Raw genomic sequence first — 13,623 nt, 5'->3', positions numbered from 1 at the left:
ATACTTACGGAAAATAAAATCGGCTTTTTTAGCGAATTATTATAAAGCAGATTGCTGACTTTAATGGGTACTGCTATAGTTCACCCCTGCAATAAGTGATTTGGTTGCCTTTTAAACAAACCAACTCATTTTTGAGCAATAATTTGAGTAGCCCGTTAATTTACCAAAATGCAGCACACGGCGTAAGACATTTTTGAAATTAACAATCTTGTCACCCTACTCGTCGCCGATCATGTTGAGTGTTTACCGCCAATAATGCGGCTCACAAGCTAAACGAGAAAGCTTGTGAGACTGAAGTGCCCGAGCGCATCCCTCCAGCCGGGAGGCTGCAAAGATTAAGCCATGGGATCTGGCACCATGAAAGCGATAGCAATGACAAGTAATAAAACAAAGAATGACAACGAGATTTATCAATGAAAAGAATGTTAATTAACGCAACTCAAAAAGAAGAGTTGCGTGTTGCTTTGGTTGATGGTCAGCGCCTGTACGATTTGGATATCGAAAGCCCTGGACATGAATCAAAAAAAGCAAATATCTACAAAGGACGTATCACTCGCATCGAACCTAGCCTTGAAGCGGCTTTCGTTGACTATGGTGCAGAAAGACACGGCTTCCTCCCTCTTAAAGAAATTGCCCGCGAATATTTCCCTGAAGGTTACACCTACCAAGGTCGTCCAAGCATTAAAGAAGTGCTTACTGAAGGCCAAGAAGTAATCGTACAAGTTGAAAAAGAAGAACGCGGTAGCAAGGGCGCAGCTCTTACTACGTTCATCTCGCTTGCGGGTAGCTACCTAGTTCTTATGCCAAATAACCCTCGTGCCGGTGGTATTTCTCGCCGTATCGAAGGTGATGAGCGTACTCAACTCAAATCAGCACTTAGCACATTAGAACTACCGCAAGGTATGGGCCTAATTGTTCGTACTGCGGGTGTTGGTAAGAGTGCAGAAGAACTTGAGTGGGATTTAAACGTGCTTTTGAACCACTGGGGCGCAATTAAGCAAGCTTCAGATGCAAACGCGGCACCTTTCCTAATCCACCAGGAAAGCAACGTTATTGTTCGAGCGATTCGTGATTACCTACGTCGTGACATTGGCGAAATTCTTATCGATAGCAACACCATTTACGAACGTGCTCTTGAGCACATCCGTTTGGTTCGTCCAGACTTCGTAAATCGTGTTAAGAAATACGATGGTGAAGTTCCGCTGTTTAGTCACTACCAAATAGAGAGCCAAATTGAGTCGGCCTTCCAACGTGAAGTTCGTCTTCCATCGGGTGGTTCAATCGTTATTGACCCAACAGAAGCTCTTACATCTATCGACATTAACTCTGCTCGCGCAACTAAGGGCGGTGACATCGAAGAGACAGCGTTAAACACTAACTTAGAGGCAGCGGAAGAAATTGCACGTCAACTTCGTCTACGCGATCTCGGTGGTCTAGTGGTTATCGACTTTATCGATATGACTCCAGTTCGACACCAGCGTGAAGTAGAGAACCGACTACGCGACTCTGTTCGCATGGATCGTGCACGTGTACAAATAGGCCGAATTTCTCGCTTCGGTTTGTTAGAAATGTCTCGTCAACGTCTTAGCCCTTCGCTAGCAGAAGCAAGTCACCATATTTGCCCTCGCTGTACAGGTACTGGCGTAGTTCGTGACAACGAATCTCTTGCATTGTCTGTTCTTCGTCTGATTGAAGAAGAGGCATTGAAAGACAATACAGCTCAGGTTCTTGCAGTTGTACCTGTGCCTATCGCTTCTTACCTATTAAATGAGAAGCGCCGCTCAGTGAACCACATTGAGCGCATTCAAGACGTTAAAATTACTGTTGTACCAAATTCTGATATGGAAACGCCGCACTTTGACGTGATCCGTATCCGCGAAGGCGAAGAGTTTGATCTTCTCTCTTACCTATTGCCTCAGAAAATCGAAGCAATGAAAGAGGCTGAAGGTAAAGAACCTGCAGAAGTTGATATTAAGCCTAAGAAAATTGAAGAGCCTGCTCTGAAAGGTTTCGCGGCACCAACACAGTCAGCACCTGCTCCTAGCCCAGTAAAAGCGCCTGAGAAGAAAGCAGACAACGCGGAACAACAAGAGTCACAACCTGGTCTTGTAAGCCGCTTCTTTAAAGCTTTAGGCAGCTTCCTTTTCGGCTCTTCACAAAAAGAGCAGGATCAAGAGAAGCAACAGCAGAACGAGCGTAAAGACGGTAACCGTAACAACCGTAACCGCCGTAATCGCAATGATAACCGTCGTCGCAGCAACCGCGATAACCGCAACGAAAGTCGTAACGAAAACCGTGAAGACAAGCGCGATAATAAGCGTAAGAACACACGTGACGAAGCGAAGAGCGAAGTAAAAGCGAACGAACGTAGTAAGCAGCAACAAAACCGTAAGCCTAAACAGGAACCACGTCGTAACAAGCGTGACGATGTTAAGGCAAGCAAAGTTGCTGAAGAAGGCCTGAAACTGGCGGCTGATGCACAACTTAATGAGAAGCCAGAAGCAGCTAAAGAACGTTCTGAAGAGAAAGCGGCAAAAGTGAAAGAGCGCCGCCAGCGTCGCAAACTTTCTAAACAAGTTCGTGTTAAAGATCAAGAGGCACAAGCTAAAGCTGACGAAGAAGCAAAACTGATTGCTAGCGATGCTAAAGCAGAAATGTTCGAAGAGGCTGTTGTGGAAGCTGAAGCAGAAGAGTCTGCTGAGCAACCAAAACAACGTCGTAACCGTCGTTCACCTCGTCACTTACGTGCTAGTGGACAACGTCGCCGTCGCGGTCGTGACCGTCGTCCTAACCCATTCCGTTTACGTAAGGGTGGCGTAGCCTCTCCTGAGATGGCGATGGGTAAAGTGATGCCAAGCTACGGTATTATTAAGCCAGCACCTAAACAGGCGAAGGCTGATAAAGTTGAGGCTCCTGTGGTTGAAGCGGTTGTCGTTGAAACAGCAACGAGCACTTTAGGTGGTTTCGCTTGCCCAGAAATGGCAATGGGTAAAGTCATCATTCGCCGTGAAGAACCAGTAATTGTTGAAGCGCAACAAGCTGTGGTTACTGAAGTGGCTGATGAAGCTCCAGCGGTTGAAAACGAAATCGTTGAAGTTGCAGTGGTTGAAGTTGAAACAGTTGAGGTTGAGGCGGTTGAAACGGCTCCAGTAGCTGAGGTTGTAGAGCAATCTGAGCCTACAGTTATTCAAGCTGAGCCAGTTATCGAAGCCACAACTTCTGAAATCTTGGTACCTCAAGGCTTTAAAGGTCACGCAAGTGCTCCTATGGCAAAAGCCCCAGGCAACAAAGAGATGAAAGAGATCACTGTAGTCTCAGCTCCGCTTAAAGAAGACCGTTACCAGTCTCGTGGCGCAGGCAGCCAAGTTGCTACAAACCAAGCTGGCGCAGTAATGACCAAACCTCAGTTTTAGTCATCACTGATCTGTTGATAAACAGCCTCTAGTTAGAGGCTGTTTTTTTATCTCTTGCAAACTTCAATGTAAGCAAACACCCACAATGAAACTGATTAAGCGATTTGCATCTATTGATCACAAATATGGTTCAATACTGGCTCCAATCTTGAACTTAATCACACTTTTCGGTAGCATTCGCCGACTCGACCTGAATCTATACTCTACGTAGTTAACCACCGAGAGTATTTCATTTAGTCACTCTGCTCTTTTACATTGCATTTTGCCCAGTGACGACTAAATACAATTCAGACTACTTATAACCACTTAGCCAAACTGAGCAAACATGTTTGAATTCCCACAATTTTCAAAACACTCTGTAAAAAATGATGTTTTATCAGGTTTAACCGTTGCACTTGCCTTGGTTCCTGAAGCCGTCGCATTCGCTTTTGTCGCGGGTGTTGACCCAATGGTCGGATTATACGCCGCTTTCATCGTTGGCCTAATCACCTCAATTTTTGGCGGTCGTCCAGGAATGATCTCTGGTGCAACAGGCGCGATGGCCGTTGTTATGGTCTCTCTGGTTGCGTCACACGGCGTACAATACCTCTTCGCCGCTATCTTGCTCGCAGGTATCCTACAGATTGCTGCTGGTCTATTTAAACTCGGCAAATTCATTCGTATCGTGCCACATCCTGTTATGATCGGTTTCGTTAATGGTTTGGCGATTGTGATCTTCTTAGCTCAGCTTGGTCAATTTAAAGCGCCGGATCTCAATGGTATGCTGACTTGGTTACCACAAGACCAGATGATGTTGATGCTTGGTCTCGTGGCGCTTACGATGGCTATCATTCATTTCTTACCTAAGTTCACAACTGCCGTCCCTTCATCGCTGGTTGCGATTGTGACTGTAACAGCACTCGTTGTTGGCTTAGATCTTGAAACGCGTACTGTTGTTGACTTCCTGCGCACCATGTCTGGTGACGAAGCGGCTACTCTAGCGGGTTCACTGCCGACTTTCTCTGTTCCAGCCGTTCCGTTTACGTTAGAGACTCTGCAAATCATCCTGCCATACGCAATTATTCTTGCGGCTATCGGCCTGATTGAGTCGCTACTGACTCTGACCGTACTGGATGAAATGACGAACACACGCGGCCAGTCTAACCGTGAGTGTATCGGTCAGGGTATGGCAAACATGACCTGTTCCGTATTTGGGGCAATGGGTGGTTGTGCGATGATTGGTCAATCAATGATCAACGTTAACTCAGGTGGCCGTGGTCGCCTGTCGGGCATCGTCGCGGCAGTTGCACTGCTGATGTTCATCCTATTTGCTTCCGCGCTGATCGAAATGATTCCACTCGCGGCACTTGTTGGTGTGATGTTCATGGTGGTTATCGGCACATTTGAATGGGCAACCTTTAAACTCGCTCGTCGTGTACCTAAGCAAGATTTCTTTGTTATTGTATTGGTAACCGTCGTTACCGTACTCACTGACCTTGCTATCGCTGTCTTTGTCGGTGTGATTGCGTCCGCTCTGATGTTTGCTTGGCAGCACGCTAAACACATTTACGCGGATACCTGCATTAATGAGGAAGGCTCAAAAGAGTACAAGATCCACGGTCCAGTATTCTTTGGCTCAGTGGCTAATTTCCTAGAAATTTTCGATGCAATCAAAGACCCTAGCGATGTTATTGTCGATTTCGCAGATTCACGCGTCACTGACCATTCTGCTATCGAAGCGATTGAAACCCTTGCAGAGCGCTATTCTGCTCAAGGTAAGACATTACATCTGCGCCATTTAAGCCCTGACTGTCATAAACTGCTCCACAAAGCGGGTAGTCTGGTCGAAATTAACGTCAAAGAAGACCCAAGCTACAAGGTCGCCACAGACGTGCTTGCGGGCTAATCCGCTCACATATGCAAAGGGCTTCCAAATGGAAGCCCTTTTCTTTGTTATATCGTTAGACTTATAAAGGGGTCTATACCGAAACTGCAAAAATTTCCGAACTGACACTGCCCCTTTGAGCGACATCGCTATATGAGTAGATTGGCTATCGGTGAGTTTAGCCAACTGACTGACGAGTTTACAGTTGCTGCTTACTTTAAGTGTAGCAATAATTAGGGGGAACATAGCGAACCCAATTTGGCTGACACCAGATTTTAAGCACCCTTCAATTTAAGCCCCACTTGGGGCTTAAATGTTAGTTGTATCATTTAGAATTAGTTGCCGTCCCAAGCAGATTTTGTAGCGGCGTTAATGAGGACTTCTCGGTTTTCTTTACTCTGAGGTGGCTCTGAATCACCAAAAATAGCTGCGATCCAATGACCATCGGTTGGATTAGGAAAAAGAATGTACTTGCTACCGTATAGCTCTTTATCTTGTTCCATTTTAGCTATACGACCATCTACATCACCTTTGATGTAGTATTTACGCTTAAAGTCATTCAAGTTATCGCCAAGAAAGACAATGACGTTATAGTCTTTTAAAATTTCTTTCTGACGCGTTTCTTTGTTGGATGTGTCCATGAGTACAGTCAGATGAGAGTCGTCTTTCAAAGGGAATCCCATTGCCAGAATATTTTGTTTGGCTAGCTCCCATGTCGGAGCTCCTTGATTGCGTGAAGTGACATAGAAAATATCGACATTTTTGCTATTCACATATTCAAGAAAATCACTTGCTCCAAACGATGGGATCATACCATTAGTTGGAACCCATTCATCCCAAATTGGATCTTCGAAGAAATCCTTGTTGTGTTTTATTAAGTGTCCCCAATATTCAAGAGGAAGTACCAGAGTATCATCAAGATCTGTCACGATAGCTAAAGGTTTGTCTCCTTTTTTGTGTTCCGAAAGTGCTTTATCAATGTGCATTTTCGCCACATTGAACCCTTGATAATAGAGTGCTCGATATTCTGCTGCTGTTTGTTTCCAAGCAACAGCATAGCCTAGTAAGTTATTTTCATTAGTCGTTTCGGCAGCGGAAGATAGATTTGGAAGTAGAGCCGCTAAGGTAGCTATACTAACGGTAGTAATGTTTTTCATTAGTTTTTTCATTGTCAAGTTCAATCCTTTTGTGTAAACAACGGCTTTATTAAACATGATGCTTACTAATTTGAAGTAACGTTCGACATGCTCGCAAGCATAAGCAATTGATCTGTTATCAACAAACTCAACGGACAACCCCTAGGCAAAAGGTCACATAATCGACAATTGAGGAAAATTCGCCTATTTGCCCATTTGTTTTTTTGACGGGATCAATAAATGGGCATACGGAAGCTAGCTCATTGTTGGACAATTATTGGTTAGAGTAAAAAACCAACTAAAGATCAACGCAATACCATTGGTTTGAATTAATACTCACTTAATATATATAAATCACAAGCAACCAAGGGGCCGAGCTTGAGAACCTGAAATCATCATTAATTCGAGATGTCAAAGGACTTGCGATCTCGAGAAAAGCCAGAGCAGATCAGAGGTCTATAGCTGCTCTGATTTGCACCTGAAAAAGAAGTGTGTATGCAGTCAACACCGAGTTTGAATCAGCAGAGAGCTTTCCCTTTCTAGCGCACGTCTGTTAGCTGACTCTTTAATGGAAGGGCGAGCATAAAAGCTCGCACCTGCACCTATCAGAACCGCCTTTGAGTGCGAGAGCAATTCTTCAAGCTTGCTGCTAGCTTCTCCGAACTCTATTTGTTCAAAAGCTGTAGTATCGAGTGCCTTACTCCCTCCTTAGAGCTCGCCTTTAAAGGCGGAATCGAGAATTGAAGCCTTCAGGCCTGCTAAATAAGATAATTTGTCAGTCAACTCTTTACTCACTTCATTGGTCTTTTCAACTAAGGCATCCAGAGATTCACATATGGATTTTTGTTCATCAATCGGGGGCAAGAAGAATTCAAAGTTGAATAAATGGTTGCGGTTGACCTTTGGCATTCCAGCTCGACTGGAACCTTCAATTGCATATTGAGTAAACAGATCAGACAACAGTAGATAAAATAAAAAATCTCTGTTCATCTTTTGGTTGTCTGGTTTTAAAGGATAAATGTCTGCACTACAGATACCAGATATCGATGGCCTAGCGACTTTCATCAGATACGGTCGTATTTTACTGTACAAAACCATACTGTTATCAAAAGGAAACTTACCTGAAATAAGCTTTTCTTCCCTAGCTGTTTTGAGTCCTATCAGTTCACCACTAAACGACGTAATGTTTGCTCCACCAATATGGAACATATCTAAATATTCTTCCTCTCTAGGATCACACAATTTTGAAGTGATTTGGCAAACATCATTCAGTCTAACCTTATCCCAATGCTCTTGCTTTGTAAGCATGGAGCTTAGTGAACTTTTTAGTAGCGCATCTGCCAATGTGACACTTTCCTGCAAATGCTTGATGGCGGTGTCGATGCGGGTGAGCAGTGCATCGAGTTTTTCGACAATGTGTTTTTGTTCTGAATATGGCGCTAACGGAACTGGTGTGCTCTTTAGTTTTTTTATATTTGTTCGAGTGATTGCTGCCCCAGAAATATCTCCCAGAAGGAAGCTCTGTCCAACATGAGATTGGAGATAATAATTCAAGTATTTAGGTAGTATTAATGAGCGATTTTGCTTTATTAGCGCAACACTCGATAGTAATGAAAATGGCTCATCTAATTCATTTAGGCAGCACGTACCAGTCATCGCTCCATCTTTTGTTAACAACTGATCTTCAAGCTCAGGAGCGCACCTTGCGTAAATTTCATCATGAATATCTTGATCTATGTATGAGATGTCATCCAGTTTCATGCCATTATTTTTAATATTCTTTGATGTAATGTATTTGAATCTACCGGGCTCCCATTCTGAGTGCTGAACCTTGGGGCTATGGTGAGTTCCATCAGTAATTTTTTCAGATACATCATCGAGATATTTCCAGCACCATGCCTCTGGCAAAGCGTATTGAACCTGTTTCATGCTCATTTCTCCGCCAACAGGTCTTCAATTTCATCCAACAGGCCAGACACCAGTTTCTCTTTGGTGCGGATCTGTTTGAGAATATCGCTTGGCGCTAAATGCTCGGCATCTTTCTGTTTGGCTGGGTTTTTCGCAGATAGGTCATAGTCTTCAGCCAATTTACTGGCTGAAACTGTCCAGGAACGTTCGGTAGTTTCGCGTCTGCTATACAGTTCAACAAACTCTTTTAGGTGCTCGTCGGTGATCGGTTTATTTTTGGTGAGTTTTTGCTCCGGCTCACATTCGTAATACCAGACATCGCTAGTGCCGCCACTACGCACAAAAAACAGCACGTTGGTTTTAACACCCGAATATGGCAAAAATACCCCAGCAGGCAGGCTTAGAATGGTGTGCAGGTTAAAGTTTTCCAGCAGTTCCTGTTTGACTTGTTTAAACGCGCTGTTGGTTTGGAAGAGTACGCCTTCTGGCACTACAATGGCTGCCTTGCCGCCACTTTTCAGGGTTTTCATAAAGTGCTGTAAAAACAGCAATTCAGTTGCGTTACTCTGGATGGGGAAGTTTTGCTGAATTTGCGACTTCTCTTTACCACCAAATGGCGGGTTAGCCAGAATAATGTCATAACGGTCTTTTTCCTGAATGTCGCGGATATTCTGAGTCAGGGTATTACCACGGAATAAATTGGGTGACTCGATACCATGCAAAATCATGTTCATCATACCCATAACATAAGCCAGTGAGGTTTTTTCAAAGCCAAAGAAAGTATCGCGCTGGATAAAGTCCCATTGCTCGGTAGAAAGCGCACTCTTTTGGGCTTTTAAGTGGTCAAAGGCTTCGACTAAGAATCCGCACGAGCCAGCCGCTGCATCGTAAATGGTTTGCCCTGCTTGTGGATCAATAGCCTTGATCATGGCGCGTACCACGGGGCGCGGCGTGTAAAACTCGCCCGCATAACCACCAGCATCCCCCATGTTTTGCAACAAACCTTCATAGACTAGCGAGAGCTCAAATAGGTCATTTTCAGACTGGAAGTTAAGGCTATCGACAATATCTAGCACTTCACGCAGTGTATGGCCCGAGGCAACCTTGTTGTCTAAATACTGGAAGATGGCACCAATTTTATAGGCGAAGGATTTAGGGTCTGAACCCGTAATAGCGGCATTGGCAAAGCTCTTTAAGTAAGGAAACAACTCGTTATTAACGTAATCGGTTAAGTCATCACCCGTGCGAACTTTGTTGATGTCTAACTTGCCATCGGCGTTTTTCGGGCAGGCCCAATTTGACCAACGATGCTCTTCATCTAAGACGGGTTGATAGTCTTTACCAGACAGTACCGCTTCATCTTCTTTTTCAGACTCGTAATCATCCAAAAACTTTAAGAACAACACCCACGAGGTTTGCTCGGTATAGTGCATAGCGCCACTAATGCCATCGTCGCGGCGCAGTATGTCTGTAATTCGGTCAATCTTTTGTTGTAATGACATTATCGTAATTTCTCTTTAATAAACTGGTACATCTTGGTGATGTCTTCGCTGATTTCTGCGGGCTTCATTTTTTCAATATATTGAGTTGCTAGAACGAGGTTAAACCCTTTGGGGGCTTCTGTATTTTCGATGTAACTAGACACGAGTTTCTTGACCAATGATGAATCTAACGTGGCTAAAGACTCATTAAATGAAGGAACTAACTTGAAGGGCTTTACGTCATCGCCATAGACTTTCTTAAACTCATGAAGAAGTTCAGGATTCATTTGTTTTTGTTCTGATTTACTTAGTTCTTTTTCACTTAAAAGAGAGCACAAACCATCCTCCATGGTGATTTTATAGTCGCCATTTTGCCCGTCTCGAAGGCAAGACGCTTCTCCAAAATAAATGGTATTTAACATATCAACATCAGACTTGTTCATAGCAGAGTATGACAACAAGTAGTGTTTAATCTCTCTGCGTTGCCAAGCCAAGACAGTTGTGTCAAATGCTGAATTGTTGATCTGATATTTGTTAGGATCTACACCTTGAACAGCAAGAGAGCATTTATCAGTACCAATATCTTGATATGGCAGACTATCTCGATCACAAATAAGGATAACATTAGTTGTTTGGACAGGTTGGTTAGCTACAAATGTTGCATAAGTCGATACCCATTTCATCTTCTTTTCTGCAAATGACTCCGAGTGACTATTCCATCCAGAGTTCAATCGTACGGGTAGTATACTTTTAAAACTATCAATGATCTGTTCACGATCAAATGCGTTAGTCGATAGCTTACGAAGAACAAGTAATTTGAAAATATCCCAATCATTTTCATGATCGACAAGAACGACTATTTTATACAATGAACATTCTTTGAATTTTATTTGGCTTATGTTACTCAAAGCCTTTAGGCGATCATTAAGTTCGATGTTATTTGCTGCTGGAGAAACAACTCTTTTACTTACCACATTAATATCATTTATTTCTAGCTGAGATATTGAATCCAACAGGTGTGATGTTGTAAGTACATAACCATTAATTTTTTTAAGTATTTCCCATAACCGCTCAACATTTTTGAAATGCAGATGTGAGTCTGCTTCATCCAACAAAAACAGGGTATTCGGTGAATCAAAAAGATCAATCAACGCATATAGAAAGAGCAGTTGGTATTCACCATCGCTCAGTTGGTCAAGTTCTATCCCACCTTTAAATACGAGCTTATAGCCTTTTTTATCAATGAAGTAATCATTGTCTGCCGCTTGGGTAAAAAAGCTCACTTCAGGATCAAACGCTGTATTTTGAGCTTGATTATTGGCTTCACCAGCCTCTATACCCTCTTCACCTGTTTGTGGTTGTCTTGGGTAATCGAACGAAACATCGATCAGTCGGTTTGCTGGTATTTCAATAGTTCGCTTACGTAGCGGTTGCTCAAACTCATAGTCTCTAGAGTGAAAGGTGCTGATGAAGCTGTCTAACGAACGGAAGTAAGGCGTGTTTCGTAATGTATCAACTTCGCCATTTTCTTCGCGCTTCAGGGCATCCTGAACTCGATTGACGTAGTTTTTATCGACTTTGAATGCGCATTTTAAGCACGTAGTTTGGTCATCACCTTCAAGTGTTGATTCAGTAACATAGCCTCGTTCGCGCAAAAATGAACGAACTTTGCCACTACGCTTAGTCGCCGTTGCGAGGAAAATGAGTAATTTTGACCAGGGCTTGTCAAAGTAAAGGCACTCTAAACCCAAACCTCTACCCGCTTTACGTTCACGTTTTAAGTAAATACCAAACTTTTCAGAGTAGTTTTCATTCTGTCCTGAAGAGAAGCACACCACATTAAGGTGGAGATGTGCGCGCTTGTTTAACCGCTCTTCAAATACTGACTGCAAGATACTGGATTTACCGCTGCCATTTTCACCAATCAAGGTCGCTACCTTGTTGATATGTAGAGTCTGCGGCTGGTCGTACAGCAGGTTAGGTGCGAGTGTTAATTCCATTTCAATTCACGTGATAAAGCTGTTGTTGTAATTGCTTAAAAGCCGCCAGCAAATAGGCTGGTTTTCCACCGAATGCTGTTGAAGCGTCTTTCACTGTACCCAAGCCTGATAGCTCGATGAGAGCAGGCAAGCGCTCGCGTGATAACTCCGAGCTGCCAGTTTGCTCATAACGATTGAGCACAAAGTGCAAAAACTGCTGTGCCTTTTCTTGTTGGTACTGATTAAAGAAGGTGCTGTTAGTGCGTACTTGATTGGCACGAGCTTTGCGGGTTGCCATGGGCTGTTCAAAGGCTAAAAAAGCCAGCAGATCGAAGATATCGCACTCTTCTGCTTCAAACATGCGTCGTAGCGTGGCGAGTTGTTCTTTATCAAAACCTGCTTGTACAAGTTTACCGAGCAAGGTTTCGCGCTCATCTGGGTCTGACCAAATCTGCCGCAATTCCTCAACCGATTTAAACAACCCTGGTAATTGTGTGATCAAGCGCTCAACAAATTCTTGCACAGTGAGAGGTTTGCCGTTTTCATCGATATAACGAGTTTCAACGTCAATGACCTTCAGTTCCCGGTGTTTGCCGAGCTTTACTTTCAACCGAGGTTTTGTCTCACCCGGTTCAGGCTCTGGGCCATCTGTTCCTCCGGGTGGTTCTGGTGTGTATGGCGGTGGTTTGGGCTCCCCTGTGCCACCGGGCTCTGGTGCTTCAGGCTCGCCATCCCAATCTTTGTCATAAAACTTATTGGTTGCACCGCGAAAATCGACAATGGTGAAATAGTCTTTTCCATCAAAAACACGGGTACCGCGACCGACTATTTGTTTAAACTCCACCATTGAGCCGACGGTTCTATCCAACACTACGTTACGCACATTGCGGGCATCTACCCCGGTGGTTAACATTTGCGAGGAGGTAATGATAGTGGGAATGTCTTTGTCGTTATCTTGGAATTTTTCCAGTAGCTCGCGGCCGACTTTGCCCTCATCACTGGTCACGCGCACACAATAGTGCGGGTCTTTCACTTTTTTGTGTTTGTTGATCATGTCACGCATGGTCAGTGCATGATTTTGGTTTTCGCAAAATACGATGGTTTTTTCTAGTGGATTGATATTGTCCAAAATGGCTTTTGCGACCAGTTCGGTACGATCATCCACGATGATTTTTTTGTCGTAATCTTCAACCTGATAGACGTCTTGCCCTGATTCACCTTCGATTACTTGGTCATCTTTGGTTAGCACCAGCTCGTCTAAGTTGGTACGTACCCGCTTAACACGATATGGTGTTAAGAAACCATCGTTGATGCCATCTTTTAATGAGTATTCAAATGCTGGTGTACCAAAGTAGTCGTAGGTATCCACATTAGCTTCACGTTTTGGTGTAGCTGTTAGGCCGACATGTACCGCACTGCCAAAATGATCGAGTATGGCTCGCCAAGAGCCTGTCTCATTAGCACTGCCACGGTGACACTCGTCAATCATTACAAGGTCGAAAAAATCACTTGGATACGCTTTGTAGTAGCCTTCAATACTTTCACGCTCAGCAATGGCTTGGTAGATAGCAAAAAAGATATGCGCATTAGTTGGCACGACTCCACCCCGCTTGCGTACCTCCTCACCGTTTATTTTGATTAGATCTTTTTCGTATGGATTGAAAGTGTTAATGGCTTGATCCGCCAAAATATTGCGATCGGCTAAAAACAAAATTCTAGGCCTACGTGTACCCGGAGATTCTTTGTTCCAACGTGAATATACCCCTGATCATTGAAAATGCTTGATTTTATTTAGAATCAGGATCATGCTACGAACCATGAAAATTACACTGACTCCTCAGC

General features: G+C 43.7%; 7 protein-coding genes and 1 pseudogene. 2 read left to right on the top strand and 6 right to left on the bottom strand.

The genetic code is table 11. The features are described 5' to 3' along the window. Window positions 1–413: 413 nt before the first annotated feature. Entirely contained in the window at window positions 414–3,413 is a 3,000-nt protein-coding gene (gene rne, locus DA100_RS02870) for a ribonuclease E (RefSeq protein WP_138970787.1), read from the top strand. Between the two features lie 325 nt (window positions 3,414–3,738). Further along, window positions 3,739–5,298, top strand: a complete 1,560-nt coding sequence (locus DA100_RS02865) for a SulP family inorganic anion transporter (RefSeq protein WP_138970786.1) — start codon at window positions 3,739–3,741, stop codon at window positions 5,296–5,298. Between the two features lie 314 nt (window positions 5,299–5,612). On the opposite strand, the gene DA100_RS02860 is transcribed toward DA100_RS02865, so the two are convergent. The 6 genes and pseudogenes from DA100_RS02860 to DA100_RS21565 all read right to left on the bottom strand — a co-directional run. Further along, window positions 5,613–6,491 (bottom strand): HAD family acid phosphatase, encoded by an 879-nt coding sequence (locus DA100_RS02860; RefSeq protein WP_240800870.1) that lies wholly within the window; start codon window positions 6,489–6,491, stop codon window positions 5,613–5,615. Between the two features lie 630 nt (window positions 6,492–7,121). After that, complete coding sequence (locus DA100_RS02855; RefSeq protein ID WP_171052121.1) at window positions 7,122–8,342, bottom strand: restriction endonuclease subunit S; 1,221 nt, start codon at window positions 8,340–8,342, stop codon at window positions 7,122–7,124. Between the two features lie 2 nt (window positions 8,343–8,344). Beyond that, the gene (locus DA100_RS02850) at window positions 8,345–9,823 is read right to left on the bottom strand and encodes a class I SAM-dependent DNA methyltransferase (RefSeq protein ID WP_138970784.1); all 1,479 of its coding nucleotides are present in this window, start codon (window positions 9,821–9,823) and stop codon (window positions 8,345–8,347) included. Next, a complete protein-coding gene (locus tag DA100_RS02845) occupies window positions 9,823–11,730 on the bottom strand; it encodes an AAA family ATPase (RefSeq protein WP_206208546.1) in 1,908 nt (635 codons plus the stop codon). Before DA100_RS02845 ends, DA100_RS02850 begins: the two co-directional genes overlap by 1 nt. A gap of 73 nt (window positions 11,731–11,803) precedes the next feature. Continuing rightward, window positions 11,804–12,946 carry a type I restriction-modification enzyme R subunit C-terminal domain-containing protein gene (locus DA100_RS21570; RefSeq protein ID WP_346763716.1) on the bottom strand — a complete coding sequence of 381 codons (1,143 nt, stop codon included), beginning with the start codon at window positions 12,944–12,946 and terminating at the stop codon, window positions 11,804–11,806. Between the two features lie 126 nt (window positions 12,947–13,072). After that, a pseudogene (locus DA100_RS21565) lies at window positions 13,073–13,498 on the bottom strand (DEAD/DEAH box helicase family protein); the annotation flags it as partial. Window positions 13,499–13,623: the final 125 nt, after the last annotated feature.

This window comes from Vibrio sp. Hep-1b-8 (genome assembly GCF_006124995.1).
Lineage (GTDB): Bacteria > Pseudomonadota > Gammaproteobacteria > Enterobacterales > Vibrionaceae > Vibrio.
The sequence above is the reverse complement of the archived record's forward strand: the minus strand, read 5'-3'. Positions and strand labels throughout refer to the sequence as shown.

Coding starts and splice junctions, on each gene's coding strand:
- rne (WP_138970787.1), top strand. CDS start 414: ATGAAAAGAATGTTAATTAACGCAACTCAAAAAGAAGAGTTGCGTGTT.
- DA100_RS02865 (WP_138970786.1), top strand. CDS start 3,739: ATGTTTGAATTCCCACAATTTTCAAAACACTCTGTAAAAAATGATGTT.
- DA100_RS02860 (WP_240800870.1), bottom strand. CDS start 6,491: ATGTTTAATAAAGCCGTTGTTTACACAAAAGGATTGAACTTGACAATG.
- DA100_RS02855 (WP_171052121.1), bottom strand. CDS start 8,342: ATGAAACAGGTTCAATACGCTTTGCCAGAGGCATGGTGCTGGAAATAT.
- DA100_RS02850 (WP_138970784.1), bottom strand. CDS start 9,823: ATGTCATTACAACAAAAGATTGACCGAATTACAGACATACTGCGCCGC.